Source organism: Paenibacillus dendritiformis (assembly GCF_945605565.1).
GTDB lineage: Bacteria > Bacillota > Bacilli > Paenibacillales > Paenibacillaceae > Paenibacillus_B > Paenibacillus_B dendritiformis_A.
In genome coordinates this window covers 2,765,582-2,779,378 of sequence record NZ_OX216966.1, presented here as the reverse complement: position 1 = coordinate 2,779,378, position 13,797 = coordinate 2,765,582, and the positions used below count along the sequence as shown (strand labels likewise).

Below are 13,797 nucleotides of genomic sequence, written 5' to 3'. Positions count from 1 at the left end.
CGGAAAGGGCGGACGGCGAAGTCGCTGCCGTCACGCGTGAACATGCGGCGGCGGGGGCGCGTTGGCGGGCCAGGGGCGTTGCTACATTGAGGCTGTGGCGGCAGATAGGACACGCATCCTTCCCTGGGAGCACGTTGCGGCGGCTTGGGCGCTTTGCTCCTTTGGGGCGTGTTGTGGCGGCTGAGAGCACATTGCTCCCTCGGAGCGCGTTGTGGCGGCCGGGGGGAACGACTCCCTGGAGAGCGCGTGGCGGCAGACAGGACACGCATCCCTCCCTGGGAGCACGTTGCGGCGGCCGGAGCGAACGACTCCCTGGAGAGCGCGTTGCGGCAGATAGGACACGCATCCCTCCCTCGGAGCGTGTTGCTGCCGCAGTGCGGCTTGACAAGGTTTGTCCGCCAGCGGCTCAGATCCAGGCTTCTGCTCCCTCGGGGCTTGGCGCATCGCCTCGATCAGCGGTTGCAGCGCGCCTCTGGCAGGCTAGCCTCCCGAGTTGGGGGAACCAACGGGCCGAGTGAGGAAGAGAATCCGTGAGGGGCAAGTCCCTGCCGAGCTCATTCGATTGAAGAAGATGCTTAGGGTGAGTACCTAATCGAAACTTGGCATTCAGAGCGTCATCGCCTTCTGGAGACATCCTAATCTCCTGGGGTTTTAACGTGTGGAGGGAATTGCTGCTATTTTACAGGATTTTCGGCTCAATGAGTCCACATTTCGAGGAATTGCTGCACGGCTACATCATTTTAGGCCCTTTTTAGCTAAGTCGAGGAGAAACGGGTGAAATTGCTGCAGTTTTACAGGATTCCCTTTCTGGTGAAGTCGTCCCTACCGAATTGCTGTATTTGAAGTCAATTTCATAATTCGAAACCCTTGCGGTTGCTGGAGTTTTAGGCACAGAAAAAAGGAGTACCTCCCCATTTTCTCGAAGTTATAGGTGACTAAACCAAAAACTGAGAAAGGAGTACTCCCATGTATCATATTCGACAAGAAGAGCTATTTTCCTTTGAGGAAATGATGAAAATGGCGCCTTCCCCTAAAGCGGATTTCGTTTTAGAACATCTGCCGATCGGAAAAATTCTTCACGCCATTAGCAGCTACAATCGTCGGGGCCGTCCTGAAAGTTTAAATACAAGAGCGATGATATACTCACTCGTCATCGGCAAAATGGAGCACATCCGCTTTACCAAGGATTTGGTCAGCCGTTTGAAGGAGAGTCTTGAATTTCGTACTCGCTGCCGTTTTACCGGTTCCGATCGTGTGCCCAGCGAAGCAGCCTATTCCCGGCTCACTACAAAGCTCAGTCAATGCGGTTTCTTTCGAACGACACAGGAGGACCTTGTAAACCAGGCGATTACGGAAGGGTTTCTTGAGGGAAACGTACTGGCCATAGATTCTTCTCACATCGAGTCCTTTGATCGCAATCCCCATTTGGACGCCGGTAAATCATTACCGAAGCTCACGCCCGAAACCGATGAACCTACTTTTCTGGACGAGTCTTCCAGCAAGGCAGAAGAGAAACCTAAACCAGAGAAACCCAAGCGTGCAAAGCGTGGACGCGTTCCGAAAGCCGAAGAAGCGGCTTGGCGTGCCGAAGTTGAAGCGTACGAGGCCTCGCTCAGCCTATTTGAACGGGAGGTCGCCGATATGTTGCCCGCCACTTACGAGCAGCTTCTCGCTGATATGCCGCAACACGCAAGTGTAGGTGCAAAGGGTGACCCACGGGGAGGGCGGCGCCGGGTGAAATATTGGCATGGCTACAAACAGAATCTCTTGGTGGATTGCCAAAGCCAGTACATTGTGGCCGGAGTGACCTGTTCTGCTCATGTGAACGATCAGCGAGCGGCGATTGTTCTTCTGAAATATATGAAGGAGCGATTTCCCTCTCTCAAACCAAACTATGTGCTAGCTGATAAGGGGTATGACAGCGAACCGGTTTACCGCCAAATCCGGGATATTGGTGCGTTACCGATCATCCCGCTTATTCATCGCAGCAAGCTACCTGAAGGGGTGGATAAGCACTTTCGCCCGACTTGCAAGCAAGGTCATGCGTACGTCTATGATAGTTACGATGCCAAGCGAGATACCATAAAATTCACAAGGCCAAAGGAATGCGCCTCCTGCCCGTTTCAAACGGACGGCTGCCAGAAAGTTTTCAAATTTCGCATTGATGAAGATGTTCGGAAATACACTGCACCCGGACGTGGAAGCAAAAAGTTTGCTGAACTATTCAAGCAGCGAGTAGCGATTGAACGTGTTTTTGCCTATTTGAAGCTGTACATGGAATTGGGCTCAAGCAGAAAACTGAAGAAACGTGCTTTTGTCGATCTAGACTTGAGTTGTCTGACATACACCCTATGCAAACTTGCGTTAGACCGCCTAAACAAAAGCATCCTTGGAGCTAAGAAGGTTGCGTAATCTTCAAAAAAAAATGAATCTGCAATTTTGGCTTAGTCCAACCCCTTTGAACGAAAGGAATTATGAAATTGACTTTTTGTGCAGGATTTTGCCTACTGAATCAACGTGTCTTGCGAAACCGTGCAGTTTTGAGGACTTCGCCTATCGGATAGACATTTCATTGTGCAGTTTTCAGGCACTTCGATCAGATAAAATTTTTCTACTGAGAGACAGGTCCTGATGAAGTGCCAAAAAATCCCTTGGACTTTCTCAACAGCCTGGGTTTTGCAGCAATTTGCACCCAAATTGCTTTAACAAAAGAAAAATACTGCATTCTAGCAGGATTGTATTCTAGACAGGGAGTCAGAGCTGGCGCTAACTCCCTCCTCTAAGGTCACACATCTAAAAAAGCCAGGCCCGCGAAGATTCGTACGGTGTCCCGTCACATCATCCCCGCGTGGACCTGGCTTGCAGCTCTCAGAGCCGGCTAACAAAAACATAGTAACCAATGAACAGACGAACCTCTCGACGATGCGAGAAGCCGCTTCAAACCGAGTAGAGCAACAGTTCAGGAAGAGCGGCGGCCATAAGGGCGCTTTGCCCGCGGCGGTCCCAGAATCTCGGACCAGAGAACGCCCTTCAGCGCCTCCTCCGGGCGAATCACCGCAGAAGCTGCAGCAGCGGATTCCTTGTTGCTTGACTCCGCATGCCGCGGGGCGCTGGCCGGACGCACCGAAGGCTTCATTGCGGCAATTCTCTCTTCCAACGTGATGCTGTCCTGTGAAGCATATCCTTGCGGCAGCCCGGCTTGGGAGCTGCGCTCCTCCTCCGCATAGACCGGATAGGACCGTTCCTCATCCAGCATCGGCTCGTCATCGCGCTCGTCCGGTTCGGAGCCCGGCCGGTTCCCCGCCGTATCGCCGCCGAAGCTCGGCATCCGATTGGCCGGCTTGTTGCCCTTCCGCAAGATGGAGAACACGAAGCCGATCAGAATGACGGCCAGAAATGGATTGTTCAACAGAAAACGCAATACCTTTTCAAAGATATCCATGGCTCATCGCCTAGCTTTCCGATTTGTTGTCGCTGCCGTTTTCGCCCATTTTGCCGAGCGTGCCGCGCATATGGGTGTCGGCTTCGATGTTTTTCAGGTTCATGTAATCCATGACCCCGAGCTTGCCTGTGCGAAGAGCATCCGCCATCGCGATCGGAACCTCGGATTCGGACTGAACGACGCGGGCGCGCATCTCGACGACGCGGGCCTTCATCTCCTGCTCTTCCGCGACCGCCATCGCGCGGCGTTCCTCTGCCTTCGCCTGAGCGATGCGCTTGTCTGCTTCCGCTTGCTCGGTCTGCAGATGCGCACCGATGTTCTTGCCTACGTCGACATCGGCGATATCGATGGACAGAATTTCGAACGCGGTTCCGGCATCAAGACCCTTGCCAAGCACAGTGCGGGAAATAAGGTCGGGATTCTCCAAAACATCCTTGTGCGTGGAGCTCGAACCGACCGTCGTAACGATACCTTCGCCGACACGGGCGATAATCGTCTCTTCCCCGGCGCCCCCGACGAGACGGTCGATATTGGCCCGAACCGTCACGCGGGCACGAACCTTGACCTCGATCCCGTCCTTCGCCACCGCAGCGACGATCGGCGTCTCGATAACGCGCGGGTTAACGCTCATTTGCACGGCTTGCAGAACGTCCCGGCCTGCCAAGTCAATCGCGGCCGCACGCTCGAATTCGAGGCTGATGTTGGCCCGCTGCGCCGCGATAAGGGCATTGACAACGCGGTCAACATTACCTCCGGCAAGGTAATGGCTCTCCAGTTGGTTGATGGACAGTCCAAGTCCCGCCTTCGTCGCCTTGATCATCGGATTAACGATCCGGCTCGGGGTTACCCGGCGCAGACGCATCGCCACCAGCGTAATAATGCCGATGCGGACTCCGGATGCAATGGCGGATATCCAGAGCATCACCGGGAAAAAGCTGAAAAACACACTCAGAGCGATAACAATAATCGCCCCGATAAGCAGGGTGCTAACAAGTGGATCCATAAGCAGTCAAACCTCCATTTGTAATATGTAAATGCGGGACTGCCATATCGGCAGTCGATTCTTATCAACGATACAATGAAAGTGTTCCAGGGTCAATGAATCATCTGGAGACACTAAAATGAATCCAGCCTTCTCTCTCAAGAACCTTCATGCGGGCTGACGACGATGCGCGAGCCCTCCGTCATAACGACGACGACCTGCTCATCTTTCGCGATAAAAGTGCCGTCCGTGACAACGTCATATTTATGGCCGTCGAGCAGGATGGTCCCGGCCGGACGAAGCGGCGTAATCGCCTTCCCGACCTTGCCGATCAGATCCGCATGATCGGCCGTCGATACAAAGCCTTGCTCCGTCGTAAGCGCATCCTTGAGGATGAACCGGTTCCAGATGCCGCGATGCTTGAAGATTCGCGCAATAATGACGACGACGATAACGGCTGCGACGAAGGCGGTGCCCAAGGACATGAGCGCGTTCCCCGTATCGTAGGCCGCGCGGACCACCCCGGAAATCAAGCTGATCGCACCCAGGATGCCCAGAATTCCGAAGCTTGGAATGAACATCTCCAGTGCCAGCAGCACTAACCCAATCAGCAGCAATACGATGGTCTCCACCCCCGCTAGTCCGGCTATAAAATGGCCAAAAAAGTATAAACCGAATCCGATGACGCCCAGAACACCCGGAACGCCAAAGCCTGGCACGATCAATTCAATCGCCACACCCGCGATGCCAAGGAACAGCAGAAGCGTTGCAATCGCCGGAGTTACGACATAAGATGCGACTCGTTCCGCTGTCGACGGCTCGATGTGAACGATTTGAGCGCCGTCGAGCTTCATGCGGGACAGCAAATCTGGCACGGAAGAAGCCTCATATTCCAAATACCCTACCTTCTTCGCCTCATGGACGCTCAGGGAGAGGACCTCTCCCGGCTGCTTCGTGCGGTTCAACTGCGGAAGCTCCACCTTGGCCTGCAGATCCGCCATCGCCGTAGCGACGCCGGTATCCCGGCCGTTGTTCTCCGCGGCCGATACCATCTGGCTGACCCACAGCGCGACGGCCTTCGGATCATCCACATAGTTGTGGGAGGAATCGACCAGCGCGGCAGAGCCGATAGCGCTTCCCGGAGTCATCGCGATTTCGTTCGCGCTGAGGGCCAGGAAGCTCCCCGCCGAAGCCGCCTTGCCGTGAACGAGCACGACCGTCCGCGCAGGGCTCTCAATGATCCGCTGGCTAAGCTCCATCGATACATCTACATATCCTCCAGGAGTATCCATATCGAAAATGACAGCGTCCGGCTGAAGCTGCTCCGCCTCCTCAAGCGCACGGAACAGGAAAGACTTCATGACCGGATCGACCGTCCCCTTGATTGGAATAACGACCGCGATGCCCTTGCCCGCTTCTCCTTCGGCCTGAACGAATGAGACGGCGGTTCCCAGCATGCCGAGAAGAACGGCTGCGGCCATCAGCCATATAATGCCTATGGCTGCTAATCGATGCTTGAACGGGTGTTTCATCTCTCTAGTGTACCCCCTTCCCTATTCAGTCAGTCTATGCAGTAATACGTTACAATCCTTACGTACGTTCCAGGAAATCGCTAGAAAAAAACACTCCCTTTCTTGAAAAGGAGTGTTTTTGTCACGTTGCATAAGGCTGTCAAAGACGCTTACTGCAGATATTGTTGAACTATCGTATTGACCAGCTTTCCGTCGGCGCGCCCTTTTACCTTCGGCATCAGGGCACCCATCAATTTCCCCATGTCGGCTTTCGAAGAAGCACCGGTCTCTTGGATAGCCTTCTGTACAATCTCTTTAATTTCTTCTTCGGAAAGTTGGGCAGGAAGATACTGTGTCAAAATCTCGATCTCGTCTTTCAATGAATCAGCTAAATCGTCTCGACCTGCGCTTTCAAATTGTTGGAGGGCATCTTTCCGCTGTTTGATTTCACGACCTAGAATCTCAAGCACTTCATCGTCATTCAAAGTTCTCTTAACATCTATCTCAACATTCTTGATCGCTGAACGTACCATCCGGATGGTGGAGAGTTTGAACTTGTCTTGACTTTTCATCGCTTGCTTCATATCTTCGTTCAATCTTTGGCTAAGATCCATTGGTGCGTATTCCTCCTAGAACTTTCTCTTGCGGGCAGCCTCGGACTTCTTCTTGCGCTTAACGCTTGGCTTTTCATAGTGCTTACGCTTTTTAACTTCAGCCAATACGCCATCTTTTGCAATGGAGCGCTTAAAGCGACGAAGTGCAGCATCGATTGTCTCGTTTTTGCGAACTTTCGTTTCAGACACCAGTTTTCCCTCCCTCCGACCAGACCGTCCAAGAACAACAACACGGTTATCAAACTACATTATATGTGATTGTAAAAGTGAGTGTCAACCTTGACGGCGCATTCTATCTACATTTATGCATCGGAAATCAGGAACAGCGAATCGGCCGCTGGAATCCTCTTCCTGTCCATTACGCTTTAGGCCCGATCAGAGCGCCCAGCGGCTCTCCTCCCAGCAGGTGGTAGTGAAGATGGAACACAACCTGTCCGCTGTCTTTCCCGCAGTTGTTGATCAAGCGGTAGCCCGAATCGGCAATCCCCATTTCCCGGGCGATCTGCTGCGCAGCCAGGTGGATTTCCCCCATCAGGGAAGCATCCTCTGCTTGTAGATCGTTCATCGTTGCGATATGCTTTTTGGGGATAATAAGAATATGTACAGGCGCTTGGGGCGTAATGTCGTGAAAGGCGACGACATGATCATTTTCCAATACCTTTTTGGAAGGGATCGAACCTTCGATAATTTTGCAAAAAATACAGTCCATTTGAACGGCCTCCTTCTATTTTCTCACCATCTGATAACGGATCAGTCGGTTAATCTCGGATACTGTTATCATATCAAAAACTAAGGGCTCGTCCAACTGAAAGGAGGATATCCCGATGTCTTCACCCCATGACCAGCCGAGGCGCCGCAGAGGGATGCGCATCCTTATCGGGGCCGCTGCCGTCCTGCTTGTGCTTGCCGCCGCTCTCGCCATCTATTTGCGCCCCTACCCCGCGGGCACGAAGGCGGAGCAGGCCATGGCTCCCGGCGAGGATGTCACCGTCACGAAGGAAGACGGCGTGCTGCGGTTCGAGACGACCGCCGAGCCGGTGGCCAACTTCATCTTCTATCCGGGAGGATTGGTCGAGCCGGAAAGCTACGCCGTGCTGGCTCGCTCCTTGGCCGCCAAAGGGGTCAATACGTATATTATCGCGATGCCGCTCAACCTGGCGGTTCTCGATATCCAAGGCGCCAAGCGGGCGCTTCCGCTGTTGAATCCCCGCGGGATCAATATTATCGGCGGGCATTCGCTCGGCGGTACGATGGCGGCTGAATATGTGAAGAACTCTACGATCAACGTTCAGGGCATCGTGTTTCTGGCCTCATACCCTAACAGCGACATCAGCCATCTGAACATCCCGGTCCTCTCTATCTATGGCTCCCAGGATGGGGTACTCGATCTGGAGCGGTATACGAACAGTAAATCCTATATGCCGGATTCCTTCGAGGAGCGTGTCATCGAGGGAGGCAATCATGCCCAGTTCGGAGACTACGGCGTGCAAAAGAAGGACAAGGGCGCGACCATATCGGACGATGAGCAAATTCGGGAAACGGTCGGCACGATTGTCGATTGGATCGCAACGTTACATGTATCCGGAACGTAAAGGAAGGCCTGTCTGCAGCAGTGGTTCGCCCGAAGCAGACAAGCCTTCTCCCATCAATAATACGGCAGCAGCGCCAAGGCCGTCAGCGCAACCAGCGGCAGAATCAACCGGTTGAACGGCCGGTAGTAGCCGTACGGGTAATACCCCGGATAATAGCCGCCATAATAATAGCCCCGGTAATAGCCGGGATAGCCTCCGCCAAAATAGCCGTACGGCACATAAGCGCGATCCATCGAAGCCCCCGCTCCCCGTAATGCATCCATTGCCCCGCCGGAACCGCAAGGTAAAGGTGCTCGTCATCCACATGCTCCACAATGCCGTTATAGCAGCAGCCGTCATGGGTGTGAACCTTCACATACCGGTGCATATGCTTCAGACACAATTCCTACATCGGGTGCTTCTCTCCCGCCACGCCCCCTTCTTCGCGACGGGAGCCGGCTTGACTATCGGCTTCACGCCCGTAACCTTCTTCTCCATCACGCTCTCCCACTTTCTGCACGAATTGTTGCTATACGATACTGTATTCGCCCAATCGCCCAGAAGTGCAGAGGAGGGAATGGCTCCTGTCGTGGCGGCTTGAAAAAAACGGTTTTCTCCACTGCAAGAGCCGCATGAACGCAAAACCTATCGTTTTCAAGACAAAAAAAAGAGCACCTCGTCCCCCGCTCGCAAGCGGGCAGCGTCACGGACGCTATGAACGTAGTGCACCTGCAAGCGAAATGCGGCTGCAGAGAGCCTGCACCGCTTGCAGAAGCAGTACGGTCATCGAGGTGCCATTGGATAAGATGTCGGCTATCTGTATTATAACAGCGGGTTACAACTGTTACTGTGACGAACTTCACAGTCCGTTCGAGCGCGCCGCTTCAATCCGCTTTTTCCATCCGGATGCGCGAACCGGAACCGGTCAGCTCCGCCGGAAGCACGGTCAGCTTGCGCGCCAAGCGGGCCCGAAGCTCCGGCACATGGCTGATAACCCCGACCGCCAGCCGATCGTGATGCAGCTTCTCCAGTGCCGTAACGACAGTATCGAGCAGCTCGGGGTCGAGTGTACCGAATCCTTCGTCCAAGAAGAAAAATTCGAGCGGGTACATTCCCCGCAATTGAATCTGGGCCGACAACGCCAAGGCCAGCGCCAAGGAGGTCAGGAAGGTCTCGCCTCCGGACAGCGTGGATACCGGCCGCCGGATGCCTCCGTTCCCGTCGTCCCGGATGACGAAGCCGCCGCCCGAATCGACTTCGAGCGCATACCGCTGCTTGGTCAAGTTTTTCAGCCGTTCCGACGCGGCCCGGCTTACCTGCATCAGCTGCTCCTCTGCGATGAACTCAACGAAGGCGTTGCCGCGGAATATGCTCTGGAGCTGCTGGAGTCTTCCCAGCTGCTCCTCCGCGCGCAGCCGCTCGCCCTCGAGCGCCATCCAGCGCTCATGCTTGCTGCGAATATGCTCGGCGTCGCGTTCGGCCCGGGCCCGGCTGCCGAGCGCCGCTTCGTCCCGTTCGACCGCCATCTCCCACCGCTCCTTCGCTTCCTGCCACTCCGCGGCGGATACGGTGCGGCCGCCAAGCTGCTCCGTCAGCCGGGCCAGCCGGGCTTGAAGATCGCGCAGCTCCTCGTCATATGCCGCCAGGCCGCCTTCCAGCTCCAGGCAGCGATCCGGGCTGCGGCGCGCCGCCATCACTTCGCCGGCAGCCTCGAACGAGGAAGCCGCCAGCTTCACCGCCAGGCGCTCTCGCGCACCGTCTGCGCGCTCGCCAAGATCGGCCCGCTGCTGCTCTGCCAGCGCCGCGATCCGTTCCGCCTCTCCCTGGGCCTGGCGCGCCCCTTCCGCTTCTCTGGCGGTGCGGGCGGCTTGTTCCCGCAGCGCATGCAGCTGCGCTTCCGCCTCGGCGGCCTGCCGCTCGATCGGAGGACCGCCTGCCCACGGCTCGAGCCGCTGCCCGTACTCGGACAGCAGCCGGTTGACGCCATTGAGCTCGGACTCCGCCTGGACGCGCTGCATCTCCGCCTGCTGCATCTCCGCTTCAAGCTGACGCAGCCGCTGCTGCATCTCCTCGACATAGGCGGCCCCTTTGTCCAGCCGGGCCCGGCAATCGTTCACGAACGCTTCATCCTCGCGCCACCGCTCGGCGATCGCATCCATCTCGCCCAAGCTCCAGCCCGCCGGCTCATACCGGGCTGCCCACCGTTCCGCCGAACGGGCATATTCGGCCCCAGTCCGCTTCCATTCAGCCTCGCCTTCCCGCCGGGCCGCCTCGGCCGACTCATATGCCGACCATGCCTGCTGCAGCTCCCATTGGCTGTCTGTAATCCGCTGCAGACTCTGCTCCATGCCGCGTTCCCAAGCTGCGGTCCGCTCCTGCAGGCTCAATAGCGCCGCCTCCCAGGAGGCATCCGCTTCATGCCCGCCCGGGCCGTCCGGCTCGCCCGGAACCGGAACGCCTTCCTCCAAGGCGGCCGCCATCTGCGCCGCCGGTGACGGCAGGGAGGCCGCGCCCGCTTCCCAGAGGCGCAGCATCGGCCGCAGCCGGCTGTTCAGCTCCGCCATCCGCTCGCTCCATTGGCGCACCGCGCCGGCGCAGCGCTCCTTGCCCTGCTCTGCCAGCCTCACGGCCTCCCGCCGCTTGTCTCTCGCTTCCTCCCATTCCGGCCAGCCTTCGCTGACCGCTTCGGAAGCGGCCGGCATCTGCGCCGGATGGGCATGACAAGTCGAGCCGCAGACCGGGCACGGCTGGCCGTCCTCCAGCCGGGAAGCCAGCTTGGCCGCCATCTCCTCGGCCGCCTGCTGCCACTGCCGCTCCCTCGCCGCCGCCAGCTCGCGTTCCGCTTCCTCCAGCGCATCGCTTGCCTGCGCATGCAGCCGCTGCCACGCCGACTCGAGCCGCCGGCCCTCCAGTGCCGCCGCCTGTCCGGCTAACACTTGGCCGGTTAACGCCTGCAGGAGCTCGAGCCATGTCTGCCCGGACTGCTCCGTCCGGGCGGCCAGCTTGCCGCAGTTCTCCTCCAGCTCTCGGCACCGGCCGTGCTGCACGGCGAGCAGCTGCCGCTCGCTCACCGCCTGCTGGAACCGGTCGCGCTCCTCGGCCGGCTTCTCGCGCGCCTGCATCGCTTCGCGCAGCTCCGCCTGCCGGTCGGCCGCCTTCCGCAGCATGTCGCGGGCCCGGGCAGCTTCGGCTTCCGCCCGCTCCGCCCGGCCGGCGGCCCCGGTCCGCTTCGCGGTCCATTGCTCCGCCTCCTCCCGCAGCCGCACGCTGTCCTGATACAGGCGGACCGCTTCCTGCAGGCGGGCATGGCGGCTCATCAGCTCCGGCTCCTCCGCCTCCTTGCGCCGGAGCGCATCGTCGGCCGCCCGAATCGCCTGCGCCGCCCGCTCCGCGGCTGCGGCTGCGGCGGCCCGGGCTGCCTCGAGCCCGGCGGCAGCCTTCTCCAGCCGGGCTTCCAGCTCTTCCAGCTCGCTGACATACGGAAGCAGCGCGTCCGCTTCCCGCGCCTGCTGCAGCTCTGTCCGCTCCGCCGCGCGCTTCGGCGCCTCCTGCTCCAACTCGCCCCGTCTGGCGAGCAGCCGCTCCTGCTCCTGAAGGCGTTCCCGCAGCTCGGTCAGCTCCCGCTGAACCCGTTCCGCTTCCAGTCGGGCAGATCTGGCCTCTTCGGCGTGGCGCACCGCCGCAGCCAGCGCCGTCTCCGCCTCGCGGACCGCCTCTTCAGACGCGTCGCCCAGCCCTTGCTGCTCGGCCAGGCACGTCTTCAAGCGGACATCCGTTTCCTTCACGCGGCGGGCCAGCCGGGCGGCCAGCTCGTCGCCGTATTTCTCCAGGGAGAACAGCCGCTGCAGCATCTGCCGGCGCTCGCTTCCCTTCAAGGAGAGGAACTCGGCGAATTTGCCTTGGGGCAGCACGACCGCCCGCGTGAAATCGTCCATCTTCAGCCCGATCTGCTCTTCCACGCAGCGGTTCACATCCGCCAGCTTGTCCGCCAGTACGATATCGGCTTCCGGCCGGAGCTCGATGAAGCGGGTCAAGGTGCTGCCCACCGTCACCTCGCCGGTTCGCTTGAAGCGCCGTTCGACCCGGAATGTGCGCTTGCCGGTCGCGCCGTGCAGAGCGAAGGTGAAGGAGACCGACAGCGTATTCTCCATCTGGTTGAGGATTCCCTGTGTTCCGCCCGCCGCGCGCTCGACCTTGCCGTACAGTGCCAACGTCATTGCGTCGAGAATGGAGGATTTGCCGCTTCCCGTCGGGCCGAAAATGCCGAATAGCCCGGTCTCGCACAGCTTCTCGAAATCGATCCGCTGCTCTTCGCGGTAACTCTGCAGGCCTGCCAGCCTCAATTCGATCGGCTTCATGCGCTCTCCTCCTTCTCTGCGGTTTCCGGCTCAATCAATTCGAGGAAGCAGGCGACAAGCGCGTCATCCGGCTGAGCGCCGCCGGTCTGCCGCTCATAGAAGCGGCGGAACATCTCCTGCACTGGCAGCTCGCTCAGCCGGACCTCGTCCTCCGTCTCCCGTTCCGCTTCCGCATATACCGGCCGGATATGAACGATGCCGTCATGGGCGCGGCGCAGCTTCTGAATCTGGTCCATCGTCAGCGCCTCCGTCAGCGTCAAGCTCACATCCAGCCAGGCGCGGCTGTCCCGCCCTTCCTCGATCCAGCGCATCACTTCCTCATAGCCTCCGCGGGCATTCCACTCCGCAAGCGGACGGCCGGATGACAGATAGCGCTCCTCGACCATCGCCTCTGCCCCGGGCGCCAGATCGAGCAGCGTCACCGATTTCGCCTGCCCGGCCTCCGAGAAGCTGTAGGCGAGCGGAGAGCCGCTGTAGCGGATGACGCCCGGGCCCTTGACATACTGGGGCCGGTGCAAATGCCCCAGCGCCGTATATTGGGGCGCGGCCGGCGCGCCCTGGCAGGCGAAGGCGGACGGATCGACCGTATAGGCGCCCCCGACCTGAATCGGGCGCTCCGAGTCGGACTCCGCCCCGCCCAGCACATACAGATGGCTCATGGCGAGATTGACCGCCGTCGGCCGGAACCGCTGCGCCTGACGCGCCAGCAATTGCGACACGCGGGCGCTATAGGCCCGGCGTACCGCCTGCTCCTCGGCCTCATCCGACAGCAGCTCGCCCAGCCGCGCTTCCGACGGGTACGGCAGAGCCGCGATGACCGCCTCTTCCCCCGTCCGCGCGCACGGCACGACGACCGCCTCCAGCGTCGGCTGGCCGATAAGGACAACGCCCCGCTCCCCGACGAGCGGAGCCGAGGCTGATAACCGTTCCGGATGATCATGATTCCCGGAAATAATGACGATCGGTCGGCGGCCCCCGTCCGACAAGCGGGCCACCGCCTCATAGAACAGCTGCTCCGCGGCAGCCGGAGGATTGACGGAGTCATAGACATCCCCCGCGATCAGAACGAGATCGACCCGCTCCTCCTCCGTCAGCGCCACCAGCTCGTCTACGAACGCCGCCTGTTCCTCCAGACGGCTCCGCCCTTCCAGCGTCCGTCCGAAATGCCAATCGGCGGTATGTAATATACGCATGAATCTATCACCATCCTCGCCAAAACTAAATTCAAACCAACCATGAAGAACCGCCCATCTTCAGCGGCTCTATCGCCACCCCCAGGCTTTACGCCAGGCCCGCACACAGACTCGGCCGGGACATAA

11 protein-coding genes are annotated in these 13,797 nt (G+C 58.7%); 2 read left to right on the top strand and 9 right to left on the bottom strand.

Annotation, left to right across the window (positions count from 1 at the left end; translation table 11 throughout):
• Window positions 1–966: 966 nt before the first annotated feature.
• Window positions 967–2,412 (top strand): transposase, encoded by a 1,446-nt coding sequence (locus tag NNL35_RS12145; protein ID WP_254553384.1) that lies wholly within the window; start codon window positions 967–969, stop codon window positions 2,410–2,412.
• Window positions 2,413–2,959: 547 nt separating this feature from the next.
• Here the strand turns inward: NNL35_RS12145 and NNL35_RS12140 are convergent.
• The 6 genes from NNL35_RS12140 to NNL35_RS12115 form a co-directional block, all read right to left on the bottom strand.
• Window positions 2,960–3,442, bottom strand: a complete 483-nt coding sequence (locus tag NNL35_RS12140; RefSeq protein WP_006676229.1) for a hypothetical protein — start codon at window positions 3,440–3,442, stop codon at window positions 2,960–2,962.
• A gap of 10 nt (window positions 3,443–3,452) precedes the next feature.
• Window positions 3,453–4,445: a flotillin-like protein FloA gene (gene floA, locus NNL35_RS12135; protein ID WP_006676230.1), complete on the bottom strand. Its 993-nt coding sequence runs from the start codon at window positions 4,443–4,445 to the stop codon at window positions 3,453–3,455.
• A 137-nt stretch (window positions 4,446–4,582) separates the two neighbouring features.
• Window positions 4,583–5,956 (bottom strand): NfeD family protein, encoded by a 1,374-nt coding sequence (locus NNL35_RS12130; protein ID WP_006676231.1) that lies wholly within the window; start codon window positions 5,954–5,956, stop codon window positions 4,583–4,585.
• 149 nt (window positions 5,957–6,105) lie between these two features.
• Window positions 6,106–6,549 carry a GatB/YqeY domain-containing protein gene (locus NNL35_RS12125; protein ID WP_006676232.1) on the bottom strand — a complete coding sequence of 148 codons (444 nt, stop codon included), beginning with the start codon at window positions 6,547–6,549 and terminating at the stop codon, window positions 6,106–6,108.
• A gap of 15 nt (window positions 6,550–6,564) precedes the next feature.
• Window positions 6,565–6,738, bottom strand: coding sequence for a 30S ribosomal protein S21 (gene rpsU, locus NNL35_RS12120; RefSeq protein ID WP_005547957.1), 174 nt, complete (start codon window positions 6,736–6,738; stop codon window positions 6,565–6,567).
• Between the two features lie 169 nt (window positions 6,739–6,907).
• A complete protein-coding gene (locus tag NNL35_RS12115) occupies window positions 6,908–7,258 on the bottom strand; it encodes a histidine triad nucleotide-binding protein (protein ID WP_006676233.1) in 351 nt (116 codons plus the stop codon).
• A gap of 115 nt (window positions 7,259–7,373) precedes the next feature.
• Between NNL35_RS12115 and NNL35_RS12110 the strand changes: the two genes are divergently transcribed.
• Complete coding sequence (locus NNL35_RS12110; RefSeq protein WP_006676234.1) at window positions 7,374–8,141, top strand: alpha/beta hydrolase; 768 nt, start codon at window positions 7,374–7,376, stop codon at window positions 8,139–8,141.
• Between the two features lie 53 nt (window positions 8,142–8,194).
• Here NNL35_RS12110 and NNL35_RS12105 read toward each other — a convergent pair whose 3' ends face one another.
• From NNL35_RS12105 to NNL35_RS12095, 3 genes are all read right to left on the bottom strand, one after another.
• Window positions 8,195–8,404 (bottom strand): hypothetical protein, encoded by a 210-nt coding sequence (locus NNL35_RS12105; protein WP_238535317.1) that lies wholly within the window; start codon window positions 8,402–8,404, stop codon window positions 8,195–8,197.
• A 600-nt stretch (window positions 8,405–9,004) separates the two neighbouring features.
• Complete coding sequence (locus NNL35_RS12100) at window positions 9,005–12,478, bottom strand: AAA family ATPase (protein ID WP_006676236.1); 3,474 nt, start codon at window positions 12,476–12,478, stop codon at window positions 9,005–9,007.
• Window positions 12,475–13,671, bottom strand: a complete 1,197-nt coding sequence (locus NNL35_RS12095) for an exonuclease SbcCD subunit D (protein WP_006676237.1) — start codon at window positions 13,669–13,671, stop codon at window positions 12,475–12,477. Before NNL35_RS12095 ends, NNL35_RS12100 begins: the two co-directional genes overlap by 4 nt.
• Between the last annotated feature and the right edge of the window lie 126 nt (window positions 13,672–13,797).

Bases quoted from the DNA above. Each gene is read 5' to 3' on its own strand.
- NNL35_RS12095 (WP_006676237.1), bottom strand. From the start codon at position 13,671: ATGCGTATATTACATACCGCCGATTGGCATTTCGGACGGACGCTGGAA.
- NNL35_RS12100 (WP_006676236.1), bottom strand. From the start codon at position 12,478: ATGAAGCCGATCGAATTGAGGCTGGCAGGCCTGCAGAGTTACCGCGAA.
- NNL35_RS12105 (WP_238535317.1), bottom strand. From the start codon at position 8,404: ATGGATGCATTACGGGGAGCGGGGGCTTCGATGGATCGCGCTTATGTG.
- NNL35_RS12110 (WP_006676234.1), top strand. From the start codon at position 7,374: ATGTCTTCACCCCATGACCAGCCGAGGCGCCGCAGAGGGATGCGCATC.
- NNL35_RS12145 (WP_254553384.1), top strand. From the start codon at position 967: ATGTATCATATTCGACAAGAAGAGCTATTTTCCTTTGAGGAAATGATG.
- NNL35_RS12125 (WP_006676232.1), bottom strand. From the start codon at position 6,549: ATGGATCTTAGCCAAAGATTGAACGAAGATATGAAGCAAGCGATGAAA.
- NNL35_RS12130 (WP_006676231.1), bottom strand. From the start codon at position 5,956: ATGAAACACCCGTTCAAGCATCGATTAGCAGCCATAGGCATTATATGG.
- floA (WP_006676230.1), bottom strand. From the start codon at position 4,445: ATGGATCCACTTGTTAGCACCCTGCTTATCGGGGCGATTATTGTTATC.
- NNL35_RS12115 (WP_006676233.1), bottom strand. From the start codon at position 7,258: ATGGACTGTATTTTTTGCAAAATTATCGAAGGTTCGATCCCTTCCAAA.
- NNL35_RS12140 (WP_006676229.1), bottom strand. From the start codon at position 3,442: ATGGATATCTTTGAAAAGGTATTGCGTTTTCTGTTGAACAATCCATTT.